The following is a 14,953-nucleotide window of genomic DNA, read 5'->3' on the forward strand; positions in this document are numbered from 1 at the left end:
AAAGCGCCTACGGGATTTCCAATGCCGATGACGCCTCCTCCCGACCTCGCCAGCCTGTCGCTCGCCGAGATCGCGCGGCTCGCCGACGAACAGAAGCTGCCCCCGGTGGACAGCTGGAACCCCGCGCATTGCGGGCATAGCGACATGCGCATCGCGCGCGACGGGACATGGTATCATCAGGGGTCGCAGATCGGACGGGCGGCGATGGTGCGGCTGTTCGCGTCGATCCTGCGGCGCGAGCCGGATGGCCGCCATGTGCTGGTCACCCCGGTCGAAAAGCTCGACATCGATGTCGAGGATGCCCCGTTTGTCGCGGTCGAGATGAAGGTCGAGGGCGCGGGCGAGACCGCACGAATCGCGTTCCGGCTCAATACGGGCGATCTGATCCCCGCCGGACCGGACCATCGGTTGCGGTTCGAGCAGCGTGACGACGGCCCCCACCCCTATCTCCATGTCCGGCGCGGGCTGGAGGCGCTGGTTGCACGGTCGGTCTATTATGAGCTGGCCGCACTGGCGCTGGACAATGGCTCGAACCCGCCGGGCATCTGGAGCGACGGCGAGTTCTTCGCGATGGCCCAGGCATGACGCTGGCTGAACGGTTGCGCGTGGCGCTCGACGCCGAGCATGACCATCGGCCCGAGCTGATCGTCGGCGATGTGCTCGACGAACCTGCGGCGGCGGGCGGCGTACCGGTGCCTGCTGCGGTGCTGGTCGCGGTGACCGACCGGCCCCGCCCGGGCCTGATCCTCACCCAGCGCACCGACACGCTGCGGCGGCATGCCGGGCAGGTCGCCTTTCCCGGCGGGCGGATCGACGCCGACGATGCCGATGCGACCGCTGCCGCGCTGCGCGAAGCGCGCGAGGAGATCGGGCTCGATCCACATTCGGTCGAACTGGTCGGGCTGGCCGACCGCTATCGCACCGTCACCGGGTTCGAGGTCCAGCCGATCGTCGCGGTGATCCCGCCCGATCTGGTACTGACGCCCCAGCCGGGCGAGGTCGCGGCGATCTTCGAAGCGCCACTCGACTATGTGCTCGACCCCGCCAACCAGCTGCAGTCGAGCGTCGAGTGGCAAGGGCGCGACCGGCATTTCTACGAGATTCTATGGCAGGATTTCCGGATCTGGGGGCGACGGCGGCGATGCTGGTCAATCTGTCGCGGCGGCTGAAATGGCTAACATGAAACCGGATGGTCTGACCCTGCCCGATGCGCCGTGGCGGCACTGGCCGGGGCTCGACCGGCTGACCGCCGCGCTCGGGACCGGCAACGCCCGCGTGGTCGGCGGCGCGGTGCGCGATACGCTGCTCGGCATCCCCGTCTCCGACCTCGACATCGCGACGCCGCTCGATCCGCAAGAGGTGATGCGGCGGCTGGAACGCGCGGGGATCAAGGTGATACCCACCGGCATCGTGCATGGCACGATTACCGCAGTCAGCAGCGGGACGGTGGTCGAGGTGACGACGCTGCGTCGCGACGTGACCACCGATGGCCGCCGCGCCACCGTCGCCTTTACCGATGACTGGAAGGAAGACGCCGCGCGGCGCGACTTCACGATCAATGCGCTGTACGCCGACCCGGATACGGGCGAAGTCTTCGATTATTTCGGCGGGCGCGCCGATCTCGCGGCGCGGCACGTCCGCTTCATCGGCGATCCGCTGCGCCGCATCGCCGAGGATCATCTGCGTATCCTGCGCTTCTTCCGATTCCTCGCACGGTTCGGGGACAGCCCCGACGCGGCGTCGCTCGATGCCTGCACCGCGCGCGCCAACGACCTGATGGCCCTGTCGCGCGAACGAATCGCCGACGAGTTGCTCAAGCTGATGGTCGCGAAGGACGCGGTGCGGGTGATCGCGCTGATGCTGGAGCGCGGCATTTTTCGACCGGTGCTACCCGAAATCGCGTCGGTTGAGCGGTTCGCACGAGTGGAAGCGCTCGAATCTGAAGCGGGAATTGAGGCGGACCCGATCCGCCGCCTCGCCGCCTTGCTCCCCGCCGACGCAAGCATCGCCGAATCGGTCGGCGGGCGGCTCAAGCTCTCGAATGCCCAGCGCAAAAGGCTGATCGCTGCGACCGACGCGGACCTGTTCGGTGCTCCCCGCGCCGCCGCCTATCGCCTCGGCCGCGACGAGGCGATCGACCGACTGTTCCTGTTCGACGCCGAGGACGCGGTGGCGGCCGCGCGCGACCTGATCGACTGGGAAATTCCGCGACTCCCGCTTGCCGGCGGTGCGCTGATCCAGCGCGGGCTGACCAAGGGGCCGGACGTCGCGCGCGCGCTGCGCGCGGTCGAGAGCCAGTGGATCGAGGAAGGCTTTCCGGATGCGGCGCGCGTCGAGCAGATCGCCGACGCGGTGACGGATCAGGCGTTGCGCTCGACCAGCAGCGAATAGGCCGCGTCGATGCAGAGCGGGCGCGAATAGAGGAAGCCCTGCCCATAGTTGCATCCCAGCGCGGCGAGCGTCTGGGCAAGTTCGTTGGTCTCGATCCCCTCGGCGGTCGTCTGCATGCCGAGCGCCTGGGCGAGGCTGAGGATCGCGCGGACGATCGCCACCTTGTCGCGGTCGGCAAGCATCCCCGACACGAAGCTGCGGTCGATCTTGAGCACGTCGATCGGCAGTTTCTGGAGATAGGCGAGGTTGGAATAGCCGGTGCCGAAATCGTCCATCGCCAGCGTGGTGCCGAGATCCTTCAGCGCCTGCATCGTCTGGGCGATCCGATCGGGATCGGTGACCAGCGCGCTTTCGGTGAGTTCGAGCGTGATCTTGCTGCCATCGACGCCATTGGCCTCGAGCGCGGCCTGCACCATCGGCGCGATCTGGTCGCGCTGGAGCTGGATCGCCGAGAGATTGACCGCGACCTTGACTCCGCAGTCGCCGCCGGCGCGCGCATCCCACACCGCCATGGCGCGGGCGGCCTCATGCATCGCCCAGCGGCCGAGCGGAACGATCAGGCCCGATTCCTCGGCAACCGGGATGAATTCGACCGGGGACAGGGCGATGCCGCTCTCGGTCGTCCAGCGCGCCAGCGCCTCGAACGACACGATCTTGCCCGACGCGAGGTCGCAAATCGGCTGGAAATTGAGGGCCAGCGCGCCGTTGTCGATCGCGCGGCGCAGCTCGGTCTCGATGCTGAATTCCTGGCGAACCACGTCAAACGCCCGGGTCTGATAGATTTCGGTGCGACCCGATTTCTTGGCGCGCTTCATCGCGAACTGGGCGTGGCGGATCAGTTCTTCGGCATCGCCGCGCTCGACCTCTCCGATCGCAATGCCGATCGCACAATCGACGCGGATCTCGAAATCCGACAGGCGGAACGGGGTGGTCAGCGCGTTCTGAATGCGCTTGGCGACATGCAGCGCGTCCTGAATCCCCTCGTCCAGCTCCAGGCGAATCGCGAATTCGTCGCCGCCGGTGCGCGCCAGCACGTCATGGCCGCGCAGCGCGCCCTTTACCCGGCGCGCGACCGAGATCAGCAGTTCGTCGCCGGCAAGGCCGCCCATGCACGCATTGATCCGGCTGAACCGGTCGAGATTGATGACGAGGATGGCGAATCGATCGATCCCGCTCTGCTCGATCTCCGACTCCAGATCCTCGCCAAATCCTGCGCGGTTGGGCAGGCCGGTGAGGCTGTCGGTCAGCATTTCTCGCCGAAGACTGCGCTGGGTGCGCAGTTCGGACGTGTGATCGATCAGCGTGACCAGGCAACGGCCGTTCTGCCGCTCGGTGCTGCGGCGCGCGAACCGCACGCGGAAGAAGCGCGCATCGACCGTGTCGCCCAGCTCCCAGTCAAACTCGCAATCATTCGTGTCCGAATCGAGGAAGTTCGCGATTCGCGCGCCAAGCTGGCGAATCACCGGGGAATGGTCGGCGGTGGTGCCCAGCCCGGCGAGGCGGAAGGGGCGATTGACCGATTCGAAGACGAGGCCGCTTGAGTTCCGCTCCACCACTGCAGCGGGAATCGGAAGCAAATTCAACGTCTGAGCGGTGCCCGATGGGCCGAGCGCGCGCGCATCCTCACCCGTCACAGGGACGGGCGCGGGGACTGGCTTGTCCTTCCGGCGGCGCGACAACAGCATCATTCAAGGGGTTAGGCGCATTTGGTTAAGCGGTGCTGAAGGGCCAGCCCCGATTCCGCGTATAGAGCGCCAATCTATTCCCGAAATTAGAAGCGGTTATCGCGCGGGAACCCGACCGGCGGCATCCGCCCGGCCGCCCCGCGCGCGGCGCGCCATGGGGCAAGGTCCGATTCGGTCCGCGTCCGCCCCTGGTCACCGCCCATCCGCCAGCTCAGGCCGTCGGCAAAGCGGAACGTGATCGCGTCCGACAGCCCGCCATCGCGATAACGTTGCAGCTGAACCCCCTGCCCGCGCGCCAGTTCGGCGAGTTCGGTCATCGGGAACACCAGCAATTTGCGATTGTCGCCGATCACCGCGACATAATCATCCTCGGCCCCGACCTGTTTGACCAGCTTGAGCATCGCACCACTGCGCGGGGTCACCACCTGCTTGCCCTTGCGCGTTTCGGCAATCACGTCCTCGGTCTTGACCAGGAAACCGCGACCGTCGGTTGCGGCGACGAGCAGCTTCGGCGCCGCGTTCGCCGGGAACAGCCCGACGATGCCGGTTCCGCCATCCAGATCGATCATCAGGCGCACGGGCTCACCGAACCCGCGCCCGCCGGGCAGCTTGTCGGCCGCCAGCGTGTAGAAGCGCCCATTCTCGGCGGCGAGCAGCAGCTTGTCCGTCGTCTGGGCGTGGAAGGCGATGAGCGGGCCGTCGCCTTCCTTGAACTTCGCAGTATCGGCGCTCGCCAGCTCGGCATGGCCCTTCATCGCGCGGATCCAGCCGCGCTGGGACAGGATCACGGTGATCGGCTCGCGCTCGATCATCGCTTCCAGCGGAATTTCGCGCGCGGGTGCCGCTTCGGCCACCAGCGTGCGCCGCGCGCCGAGCGCGGTTTCGGGACCATAGCGGTCGCGCACCCTGGTCAGGTCGCGCTTCATCCGGGTGCGCTGGCGCGCGTCGCTCGACAACAGCGCCTCAAGCTCGGCCTGTTCCTTGGCCAGCGCCTCGCGCTCCTTGCGCAGCTCCATTTCCTCCAGCTTGCGCAGCGCGCGCAGCCGCATGTTGAGGATCGCCTCGGCCTGGCGGTCGGTCAGCTCGAACTCGGCCATCATCACCGGCTTGGGCTCATCCTCGGTGCGGATGATCGCGATCACCCGGTCGAGGTTGAGGAAGGCGATGATGTACCCGTCGAGCAGCTCCATCCGGTCGGCAATCTTCTGCAGCCGGTGTTCGCTGCGGCGGCGCAGGACGATAAACTGGTGGTCGACCCAGGCGGCGATCGCCTGACGCAGGCTCATCACCCGTGGCGTGCGCGTATGGTCGAGGACGTTGAGGTTGAGCGACACGCGCACCTCAAGGTCGGACAGCCGGAACAGGCTTTCGATCAGCGTGTCGGGATCGACGGTGCGCGCGCGCGGCTCCAGCACGATGCGAATTTCGGCGTCGGATTCGTCACGGACATCGGCGAGGATCGGCAGCTTCTTGTCATTGATCAGCGCTGCGATCTGCTCGATCAGCTTGCCCTTCTGCACCCCGTACGGGATTTCGGTGACGACGATCTGCCAGGTGCCGCGCCCCTGATCTTCAAGTCCCCATTTGGCGCGCACCCGGAAGCTGCCGCGTCCGGTGGCATAGGATTCGGCGATCGCTGCCGGGGTGTCGACGACGATGCCGCCGGTCGGGAAATCGGGGCCGCGCACATGTTCCAGCACCTGCGCGTCACTCGCATTGGGCTGGTCGATCAGCAGGATCGCGGCGTCGATCAGCTCGGCGGCATTGTGCGGCGGGATGCTGGTCGCCATGCCGACCGCGATTCCGCTGGCGCCATTGGCGAGCAGGTTCGGGAACAGGCCGGGAAACAGCTCCGGCTCGTGATCCTCGCCATTATAGGTCGGGCGGAACTCGACAGCGTCCTCGTCCAGCCCGTCCATCAGGTCGATCGCGACCTGGGTCAGCCGCGCCTCGGTATAGCGGTACGCGGCGGCATTATCGCCATCGATATTGCCGAAATTCCCCTGCCCGTCGACCAGCGGATAGCGCAATGCAAAGGTCTGGGCGAGGCGGACCATCGCGTCATAGACCGACTGGTCGCCATGCGGGTGATATTTACCGATCACGTCGCCGACGACGCGCGCGCATTTCTTGTATGCTTCGTTCGGGTTGAGCCGCAGCCCGCGCATCGCCCAGAGCAGGCGACGGTGCACCGGCTTCAGCCCGTCGCGCACATCGGGCAGCGAGCGCGCGGTGATGGTCGACATCGCATAGACGAGGTAGCGTTCGGACAGAGCCGAATCGAAGGGGGCGTCGACGATGGCGTCAAAGGGATCGGGGTCGCTACGGGTGTCGCTCATGGCTGGACTTACTAGGTCACTGTGCCGGGGAAACAATAGCGGAACCATTGCAGCGCTGTTGATCGCGATACCGCCGATTTCCGGCACCGCGCTCGCGGCCCCGGTTCAGCGCTGGCCGCTCCCCGAAAATCTCGAATACGCCTATGGCAAGAGCGATCTCCAGGGTGCGCTTGCAATGGCCGCGGCAGAGATTGCGCGGTGCGAAGCCACTCGACCGACAGACGATCGCTGCTTCGACCTGCTTCGCGCCGGCGGCAAGATCGCCAACGATATTGCCGATTTCGCACGCGGCGAGGCGTTTTCACGCCGTGCGGTCCAGATCGCCGACCGCACCCCGCACCTGTCCGCAGAAGAGCGCGCCTCGGCCTATCGCAACCTCGCCGCAGCGCTGGACGGGCTGGGACGCTGGGACGAGGCCGAGCGTCTGCACGCGAGGATCCTGCCCCTGTACGTCCAGGTTTACGGCGCGGGATCGAACGAGCATCTCGTCGCGACGGTGCGATACGCCAATAATCTGCTGTTTCAGGATAAGGCGGTTGCTGCGCAGCAAGTGCTGATCCCGATGGAGCGGTTCCGCGCGAGCATTGCGCGATCGAACTTCTTCCTGGTCCGGCGGTTCGATCTGCTCTTGGGCGAAACGCTGCAGGCAACGGGCGATTTCGAGCGCGCGGACGCCGCCTTTCGCCGGTTTCTCGCGCGGCTGGAGCACGACCGGGAGGCACCGCGAACCGAGTTCGTCATCGCCTATTCCAGGATCGCCGGCGCGCAGTTCGGCATGGACGAGGTGAACGAGGCAATCCGCTTTCTCAACGCCGCCATCGCAGCGGAACGCGACCTGCACGCCCGCGATCAGATCGTTCTAGCCGAATTTCCGGACATCACCGATTCGGACATCATCCTCGCCCGTCTGGCGACGCGCATCGGCGACCATGCGCGCGCCGAACGCGTGCTGGTCCAACTGGCGCAGCGCCGCAGCCGTCGATTGGGGGCCACCCACCCCCGCACGCTGGCCGTGCATGGTGATCTTGCCGCCGCGCTGCTGGGCGCCGGACGCCGGGCCGATGCGCTGCGCGAAGGGCAACGCTGCATCAGCGGTCTCGAAAGCGGCGGTCGGATCGGCATCGCGAGCGCGCGGTGCCGCGCAATCGCCGCCGAAGCGGCACTGGTCGATGGCCGGGCAGGCCAGGCGCTCGAACTCGCCATGCCGATGCTCAAACCGCTCGACCTGCTGGAGGCCGCTGATCCCGCCCGGATCGATGGCCATGCGCTGATGACGCGAATCGTGAACGCCCAGCGCCCGCCACGGCTGGCGCAGTTGCGCTATCATTACCGGATCGCCGCGCGCGGGACCGTTGCGCGCATGGCGCGATACCGCGACTTCAGCCCGCTCGCACAGAATGAGCTGCGTCGCCGCAGGCCGGTGTTTACCGGTCAAGTCGGCGCGAACTGGGCATTGGGTGCGGGTCGGTAAGGCTCGGTGCGCGTGACAAGCGCCGCCCACTGTATTATATGAACAATACAGGAGGGTAAGCATGAGCTGGATCATGGCGGTCGCGCTGGCCGGACAAGGCGGGGCGGCAGCGGCGGGACCCGCACCCGACGAAACCGGACGCACCTTTCACTATCAGCGATCGAACATCGCGGGTGGCGAAGAGGAACAGATCTATGTCCACCGCGCCGCGCCCGACCGGATCGAGGTGTACAAGATGCGCGCGCGCTGCACCGGCGCGGCGTTCGTCACCGCCCATGTCGACCCGGTGACCGGCGAGGCGTCGAAGCTGATCGCCGGGCGCCTCGCGCCGGGCGCGACCAGCCGGACGATCGGGGTGATGACGCATGACGGCGCGGCAAAGCGGATCGCGATCAGCCTCGATCTCGGCGACCGGAAGCTCGAGCTGGGCATCGACGCGCCCGACCGGCCCTGGCACCTCTACGACTATGACCTGGCGACATTGGGCGCGGCGCTGGTCGCGCGCGGGCCGCAGCGGGCACCCTTTTCATTCGGCATGGCGCTGGTCTGGACCGATCCATCCAGGCCTGACGAATTCCTGCGCTGGCTGGGCAAGGCCGAAGCGACGTTCGTCAGCGCCGAACGCCATCTGGACCGCAACACGCTGCGTTTTGACGTCGCCGGCCCGGCATTCGGCGACAAGGGCGGCGGGCCGATCTGGATCGACGCGCGCGAAGGCCACATCGTCGATGTGCAATGGGGCCGCCCCAACCATGACGGCTATGCCGATTTTCGGCTCCAGCTAAAGGCCGAATTGCCGCGGGGCGATGCGGCGTGGAAGGCGCTGCTCACCCGGCATTTCGCGGGGTGTCCGAAGGAGTGACCCGACAGCTTCCCGATTCGGGACCACGCAGGATGCGCGCCCTTCCGGCCGTTTACCAAAAGCCCTATCGTCGGCGGAACGATTTCGCAGGGGGGATTCGAATGCGATTCGGTGCACTGATTGTCGCCGCGCTGGTGCTGGCCGGGTGCGAGGCCGCGCCCAAAAAGGATTCGGACAAGATCAGCAGCGAAGCCGTGGCCGCGCTGACCGCGACCGGCGGGGCGTTCGATTATCGCTATGCGTACAAGGTACCGGGCAACCATGTGAAGGCAGTGGTCGAATCGCACGCGGCCGGCTGCGACAAGCTCGGCCCGGCACGCTGCCGCATCCTGTCGCTGCGCTATCGCGTCGATGAGGCGAACCGGATCGCCGCGACGCTCACCTTCCGCATCGATCCCGCCGTCGCGCGCAATTTCGGCGAGGCCGCGACCAAGGTGGTGGTCGGTGCCAGCGGCGCGCTGGTCGAAACCGAGATCGCGGGGGCAGACGCAACCGCGACCGCGCGCTCCAACGCGCTGGTCGGGCGGCTGCGCGAACAGCTCGCCAATGCGCAGGCGAGCAACGATCCGGTCCAGCAGGAGCGTGCGCGGCGGCTGCAGACCGCGCTCGACGTGATCGCCGAATCGGAAGCCGATAGCGGCGAGACGATGGCGACCGCGCCGGTGCTGATCACCTATGCCTCGGGCACCCCCGCCCCCGGCCTGAACGGATCGGCGGACGCCAGCTTCCGTGACGCGGGCGACAAGCTGGTTAATTCCGCCGCAGGGATTGCCCAGGTGCTGGCGTCGGTCGGCCCCTGGCTGTTGCTGATGGTGGTCGCGGTGCTGCTGCTGCGCCTGCTGATCCACGGCACCAGTGGCGCGCCCGCCCCCGCGACCAACGAGGATGACGACCCCTATCGCGAGCAGGGCGAACCCGAGCGGCGCAACGCGATCCAGCGCTGGTTCAATCGGGACGACAATCCGGGCTGAATCGACGGCGTCAGATTGTGGCAGAAATGGGGCATTGCTCAATTCCCTCCTTCATGGTGTGATATCGCCAGCGCCGGAGTGAGGCGCCGACGTCGCTGGAGGGATGCCGATGAGCCGGATGTGGACGCGATCGCCGATGCTGCTGGGACTGGCGCTGCTCGCAGCCTGCGGACAGGCCAGTCAATCGGGTGTGGCGGAGGAGCGGATGGTTACCGCCGATGCCGCCGCCGAGCCGATGGAGGCGAAGCCGGACGCCGCCGCCTCACCCGGGGCGGCGACCGATCCGATCGCCGTCACCCTGCCCCGCATCGCCTATATCTACCGGGTCGGGTACCGCCTTCCGGGCGACGCGATCCCGGCGTTGCAACAGGCGCATGTCACGCTGTGCGACAAGATGGGGGCGGCGCGCTGTCAGGTCGGCGGGCTGCAGCGATCCGGCGGCGAGGCCGAGCGCGGCGAGGGCACGCTGAAGCTGCGCGTCGAGAGCAAGAGTGCGCGCGCCTTCCTCGATTCGCTCAACAAGGCCGCGTCGGACAAGGGCGGCCGCCCGGTCGACACCGCGATCGAGGCGGAGGACGTGTCCAAGCAAATGGTCGACGCGGAGGCGCGCATCCGCCAACGCGAATTGCTGGTCAGCCGCCTCACCGAAATCCTGCGCACACGGCAGGGCAGCGTTGCCGACCTCGTCGCCGCCGAGCGCGCGGTGGCCGAAGCGCAGGAGGAGCTGGATCAGGGCAAGGCGTGGCTCGCCGAGCTGAAAGGTCGGGTCGCCTTCTCCACTATCGAGATCGGCTACAACGCACAGGCGGCCGAAGCGGGCGGGTTCGGCGCGCAGCTTGGCGACACATTTGCGGATTCGGGAAGCCTGTTCCTGATCGGGCTACGCGGGTTGCTGACTATCGTCATCGTTCTGGCTCCATGGGTGCTGGTGTTCGGTCCGCTGATCTGGCTGGGAATGCGCTGGCGCCGACGCCGCAAACCGGTCATTCCGCCGACCAGCGATTGATTGCACGCAGGGCTGGCTTCCGATATAGGCCCGCCCCTACAGCCCCGGCGACGCGCGACCGTGCCGCCGGGGCACCGCGTTTCTGAAGGACTCCGCATGGCACGCCGCCGCCAGATCTATGAGGGCAAGGCCAAGATCCTCTATGAAGGCCCCGAACCCGGCACGCTGATCCAGTATTTCAAGGACGACGCGACCGCGTTCAACGCCCAGAAAAAGGGCACGATCAACGGCAAGGGCGTGCTCAACAACCGGATTTCCGAGCATATCTTCACGTTGCTCGGCAATATCGGCATCCCGACGCACTTCATCCGCCGCCTGAACATGCGCGAGCAGCTGATTCGGCAGGTCGAGATCGTCCCGATCGAAGTCGTGGTCCGCAACGTCGTGGCCGGATCGCTGGCCAAGAAGCTGGGGATCGAGGAGGGCACGCCGCTGCCCCGCACGATCATCGAATATTATTTCAAGGACGACGCGCTCGGCGACCCGCTGGTCACCGACGAACATATCCTGTGCTTTGGCTGGGCCGCTCAGGAAGAGCTGCACGACATGGCCGACATGGCGATCCGCGTGAACGATTTCATGTCGGGCCTGTTCGCGGGGATCGGTATCCGGCTGGTCGACTTCAAGCTCGAATTCGGGCGGATCTTCGACGAAAACGGCTATGCCCGCATCATCCTGGCCGACGAAATCAGCCCCGATGGCTGTCGTCTTTGGGACATGGCCAGCGGCGAGAAGCTCGACAAGGACCGGTTCCGCCGCGATCTGGGCGGGGAAGTCGAAGCCTATCAGGAAGTCGCGCGCCGCCTGGGACTGCTGCCCGAAGGCGCGGATTCGGCGGTGCTGGACCTCGAGACGCACCGCAAGAAGCGCGGGAAGTAAGCCTTTGCTTTGTGTTCAGCTGCGCTGAACCGGTACCGGCCCGCTCCCCCACCCGGCCACCCATTCCAGAATATCCTGCCGATGGGTGGCCGGGTGGGGGAGCGGGCCGGTACCGCCTACCAAAAAAAGGTCGCCTTACCCCTTCGCCTTCAGCCCGGCGATGATGCCGAAGATGAACGAACAGATCAGCGCGATCTGAATCTGTCCGCTCGGATCGCTCCACCCGAAATAGTCCCTGCCGAATGCCGCCAGCGCGACGAACAGGGTGATCGCCAGAAATGCCATTACGCCCTTACTCCACGCCAAGGCCCGCCCCCGCGGCGGCGACTCGGCGAGGCCGAGTGTCGCACAACGCGGTAAATGGCCGATGAAATCTTGCGGAGCCGCGCGCATCGGCCCATAGGGCGCGGCAAATCCCCCGGAGGAACACCCATGAAGCTGCGCATCGTCGTCACCCTCAAGAACGGCGTGCTGGACCCACAGGGCAAGGCGATCGAGCATGCGCTCGGCTCGCTCGGCTTTTCGGGCGTGGGCGAGGCGCGGGTCGGCAAGCTGATCGAACTCGACGTTGCCGACGATACCAGCGACGCGGACATCGACGCGATGTGCAGCAAGCTGCTCGCGAACACCGTCATCGAAAACTACCGGATCGAAAAGGCATGAAGACCGCCGTCATCGTCTTTCCCGGATCGAACTGCGACCGTGACCTGGCGGTGGCGATCGAGAGCGTGACCGGGACCAAGCCCCACATGGTGTGGCACGGCGAGAGCGACCTGCCCGACGGCCTTGGCCTGATCGCGCTGCCCGGCGGCTTTTCCTATGGCGATTACCTGCGCTGCGGCGCGATTGCGGCGCGCTCGCCAGTGGTGCGCGCGGTGGTTGATGCGGCGAATCGCGGCGTGCCGGTGATCGGTATCTGCAACGGGTTTCAGGTGCTGACCGAAACCGGTCTGCTGCCCGGCGCGCTGATGCGCAACTCCGGCCTCAACTTCGTGTGCCGCGACGTCGCGCTGACGGTCGAGAACAGCCAGTCGATCTTCACCAGCCGCTATGATGCGGGCGAGACGATCTCTATCCCCGTCGCGCATCATGACGGCAATTACTTCGCCGATGCCGAGACCCTCGACCGGATCGAAGGCGAGGGCCGCGTCGCGTTCCGCTACGCCAGCGACGTCAATGGCAGCGCACGGCAAATCGCGGGCATCGTCAACGGCGGCGGCAATGTGCTGGGCATGATGCCGCACCCCGAACGCAAGGTCGAAGCGGCGCATGGCGGCACCGACGGCCGCCGCCTGTTCGAAGGGCTGCTCGAAGCGGTGATGTAAGGGGATGAGCGGCCCGGCCCCGATCGTCTGCGACACCTGTCCGGTCGCCGATCGCGCCGTCTGCTCTGCGCTGTCGCCCGAGGATCGCGGCGAGCTTGCCCGGATCGGACACCACCGCCGTTATGCGCGCGGCGAGACGATCGTTGCGGCGGGCGACAGCGCCACGGTCTGCGCGACGCTGACCCGCGGCGCGGCGAAGATGTCGACCATCGACCGCGACGGGACCGAACGGATCGTCGCTTTGGTCCACCCCGCCGGGATGCTGGGCCAGCTGTTCGCACCGACCGCGACATTGCACGTCACCGCGCTCACCGAATGCGAGGCGTGCCTGTTCCCTGCGTCGCGGGTCGAGGCGCTAAGCGACACCCGCCCCGCGCTGGCCCGCCGCCTGCTCGCCGAAGTCAGCCGCGAGCTGAACGAGAGCCGCGCGCTGATCGACCTGATCTCCAAGCGTCAGGCCAAGGGGCGGGTCGCGGCGCTGATCCTCGCCTTTGCCCGCGCGGCCAGCCCCGCACCGTGCCATAATGCCGAGAGCTTCGACCTGCCGCTGACGCGGGGCGAGATGGCGCAGTTGCTGGGCGTGACGATCGAGACGGTGAGCCGGACGCTGACCGGACTGGAAGCTGCTGGCGTCATCATGCGACAGGGCAGCCACGGCATCGTGATCCGCGACCGCGCCGCGCTCGACGCGCTCGCTGAGGGCTGAACCGAAAAAAGCGCGGGCGAACCATCGGTTCGCCCGCTGTGAGGTGAGGGTTCGAGGTTCAGACTGCAAAGCGGAATGCAGCGACGATCAGGCCCCAGACCATCAGCATCACCGGCATGATCATGACCTGGACGATCGCGCCGCCTGCGCTGAGATGGCCGGTCCCCGTCTGCAGACCCTGCGCCATGAAATCGGCAAAGCTCGGTGCGCGCCCCTCACCCGGTGCGACGCGCGCCCACCAGGCCGGGACAATGAATGCGCCAGCAAGGAACACGGCGAAGATCGCAAAGGGGATCACCAGCCCCTTCTCCCCGAACGCCGCCCACATGATGCCGAGATAGGCGAAGAAGCCGGCGAACACCCCGATATGCAGCGCGGGATGCAGGTCGAACACATGCGCGCCCCGGGCACGGGGCAGCGCGGTCGCATCGGCGAAAGCGGTCTGGTGAAGCGGCATGTTCATCGTCGGTCTCCTTGTTGAGAGCGACGATGCGTCGGTTATCCCGCGCGCGCTTTGCGATCCGTCAAACCTTGGTGCGGAAAGGGGTAAAGTCGGTGCCCTCGTCGAACACATCCACCCCTTCGCGCTTCTTGAGGAAGCCGACTACGGCATAGGTGACCGGGGTCAGCACGACCTCCCACAACACCTTCAGCCCCCAGTTGGTGACCATCACGACCAGCACCTGTTCGGTCGTCCACACGCCCAGGAATGCGAGCGGGTAGAAGATCAGGCTGTCGACACCCTGACCGAACACGGTCGACCCGATCGTGCGCAGCCACAAATGCCGACCTTGAGTGCGCAGCTTCAGCCGTGCCAGCACATAGGAGTTGACGAATTCGCCCGCCCAGAAGGCGATCATCGATGCGCCGACGATCCGCCATACCTGGCCGAACGCGGCCTCATAGACCTCCTGCCCCTCCCAGCCGGGGGCTGGCGGCATCGCGACGATCACCCAGCACATCAGGGCGGCAAAGAAGGTCGCGGCGAATCCGGCCCAGATCACCCGGCGCGCGCGCGCATAGCCATAGATTTCGGTGAGCACGTCGCCGATCACATAGGACAAGGGGAAGAACAGGATGCCCGCGCCGAAGGTCAGGCCACCGAGCGTCGCGACCTTTGCCGCGCCCACCACGTTGGACAGGACGAGGATGACGCAGAACGCCGCCATCACATAGTCGTAGTAACGGAAATGCCCGCCCGCGACCTGACCCGCATTGATCCGTACCGGCGCCGCCCCGTCGCTCATGCCTGCCCCCCTGATTGACCGCGCGGACTATGATGCCAGTTCCCCGCCCACGCAATCCGCGCTAACGGCAG

The 14,953-nt window shown here is 66.7% G+C and carries 15 protein-coding genes and 1 pseudogene; 11 read left to right on the forward strand and 5 right to left on the reverse strand.

What is annotated here, in order from left to right; genetic code table 11:
• The first annotated feature begins 21 nt into the window (after positions 1 to 21).
• The 3 genes and pseudogenes from LRS12_RS04090 (at position 22) to LRS12_RS04100 (ending at position 2,391) form a co-directional block, all read left to right on the forward strand.
• Positions 22 to 585, forward strand: a complete 564-nt coding sequence (locus tag LRS12_RS04090; RefSeq protein WP_257843440.1) for a DUF1285 domain-containing protein — start codon at positions 22 to 24, stop codon at positions 583 to 585.
• Positions 582 to 1,183 (forward strand): annotated as a pseudogene (locus tag LRS12_RS04095) (CoA pyrophosphatase). The gene LRS12_RS04090 and the pseudogene LRS12_RS04095 overlap by 4 nt, the downstream one beginning before the upstream one ends.
• Positions 1,180 to 2,391, forward strand: a complete 1,212-nt coding sequence (locus LRS12_RS04100; RefSeq protein ID WP_257843441.1) for a CCA tRNA nucleotidyltransferase — start codon at positions 1,180 to 1,182, stop codon at positions 2,389 to 2,391. Before LRS12_RS04095 ends, LRS12_RS04100 begins: the two are co-directional and overlap by 4 nt.
• On the opposite strand, the gene LRS12_RS04105 is transcribed toward LRS12_RS04100, so the two are convergent.
• Both LRS12_RS04105 and parC read right to left on the reverse strand, forming a co-directional pair.
• The gene (locus tag LRS12_RS04105; RefSeq protein WP_257843442.1) at positions 2,361 to 4,079 is read right to left on the reverse strand and encodes a bifunctional diguanylate cyclase/phosphodiesterase; all 1,719 of its coding nucleotides are present in this window, start codon (positions 4,077 to 4,079) and stop codon (positions 2,361 to 2,363) included. The genes LRS12_RS04100 and LRS12_RS04105 overlap by 31 nt on opposite strands.
• Positions 4,080 to 4,162: 83 nt before the next feature.
• Entirely contained in the window at positions 4,163 to 6,415 is a 2,253-nt protein-coding gene (parC, locus tag LRS12_RS04110; protein WP_257843443.1) for a DNA topoisomerase IV subunit A, read from the reverse strand.
• A 58-nt stretch (positions 6,416 to 6,473) separates the two neighbouring features.
• On the opposite strand from parC, the gene LRS12_RS04115 reads away from it, so the two are divergent.
• From LRS12_RS04115 to purC, 5 genes are all read left to right on the forward strand, one after another.
• Entirely contained in the window at positions 6,474 to 7,886 is a 1,413-nt protein-coding gene (locus tag LRS12_RS04115) for a tetratricopeptide repeat-containing protein (RefSeq protein ID WP_257843444.1), read from the forward strand.
• Positions 7,887 to 7,947: 61 nt separating this feature from the next.
• Entirely contained in the window at positions 7,948 to 8,748 is an 801-nt protein-coding gene (locus LRS12_RS04120; RefSeq protein ID WP_257843446.1) for a hypothetical protein, read from the forward strand.
• A 101-nt stretch (positions 8,749 to 8,849) separates the two neighbouring features.
• On the forward strand, positions 8,850 to 9,719 hold the full coding sequence (locus LRS12_RS04125) for a hypothetical protein (protein WP_257843448.1): 870 nt from the start codon (positions 8,850 to 8,852) through the stop codon (positions 9,717 to 9,719).
• Between the two features lie 109 nt (positions 9,720 to 9,828).
• On the forward strand, positions 9,829 to 10,725 hold the full coding sequence (locus tag LRS12_RS04130) for a DUF4349 domain-containing protein (protein ID WP_257843449.1): 897 nt from the start codon (positions 9,829 to 9,831) through the stop codon (positions 10,723 to 10,725).
• A 96-nt stretch (positions 10,726 to 10,821) separates the two neighbouring features.
• Entirely contained in the window at positions 10,822 to 11,604 is a 783-nt protein-coding gene (gene purC / locus LRS12_RS04135) for a phosphoribosylaminoimidazolesuccinocarboxamide synthase (RefSeq protein ID WP_257843451.1), read from the forward strand.
• 135 nt (positions 11,605 to 11,739) lie between these two features.
• Here the strand turns inward: purC and LRS12_RS04140 are convergent, their stop codons facing one another.
• Positions 11,740 to 11,889, reverse strand: a complete 150-nt coding sequence (locus tag LRS12_RS04140) for a hypothetical protein (RefSeq protein WP_257843452.1) — start codon at positions 11,887 to 11,889, stop codon at positions 11,740 to 11,742.
• A gap of 147 nt (positions 11,890 to 12,036) precedes the next feature.
• On the opposite strand from LRS12_RS04140, the gene purS reads away from it, so the two are divergent.
• Genes purS through LRS12_RS04155 form a run of 3 tightly spaced genes read left to right on the forward strand, consistent with a single transcriptional unit; the run spans position 12,037 to position 13,635 of the window.
• On the forward strand, positions 12,037 to 12,267 hold the full coding sequence (purS, locus tag LRS12_RS04145; RefSeq protein WP_257843453.1) for a phosphoribosylformylglycinamidine synthase subunit PurS: 231 nt from the start codon (positions 12,037 to 12,039) through the stop codon (positions 12,265 to 12,267).
• Entirely contained in the window at positions 12,264 to 12,929 is a 666-nt protein-coding gene (gene purQ, locus LRS12_RS04150) for a phosphoribosylformylglycinamidine synthase subunit PurQ (RefSeq protein ID WP_257843454.1), read from the forward strand. Before purS ends, purQ begins: the two co-directional genes overlap by 4 nt.
• Positions 12,930 to 12,933: 4 nt before the next feature.
• Entirely contained in the window at positions 12,934 to 13,635 is a 702-nt protein-coding gene (locus LRS12_RS04155; RefSeq protein WP_257843455.1) for a Crp/Fnr family transcriptional regulator, read from the forward strand.
• A 58-nt stretch (positions 13,636 to 13,693) separates the two neighbouring features.
• On the opposite strand, the gene LRS12_RS04160 is transcribed toward LRS12_RS04155, so the two are convergent.
• Together LRS12_RS04160 and LRS12_RS04165 are read right to left on the reverse strand one after the other, a co-directional pair.
• Positions 13,694 to 14,098 carry a hypothetical protein gene (locus LRS12_RS04160; RefSeq protein WP_257843457.1) on the reverse strand — a complete coding sequence of 135 codons (405 nt, stop codon included), beginning with the start codon at positions 14,096 to 14,098 and terminating at the stop codon, positions 13,694 to 13,696.
• Positions 14,099 to 14,159: 61 nt separating this feature from the next.
• Positions 14,160 to 14,882 (reverse strand): queuosine precursor transporter, encoded by a 723-nt coding sequence (locus LRS12_RS04165; RefSeq protein WP_257843458.1) that lies wholly within the window; start codon positions 14,880 to 14,882, stop codon positions 14,160 to 14,162.
• Between the last annotated feature and the right edge of the window lie 71 nt (positions 14,883 to 14,953).

This window comes from Sphingomonas sp. J344 (assembly GCF_024700005.1).
Classification (GTDB): domain Bacteria; phylum Pseudomonadota; class Alphaproteobacteria; order Sphingomonadales; family Sphingomonadaceae; genus Sphingomonas.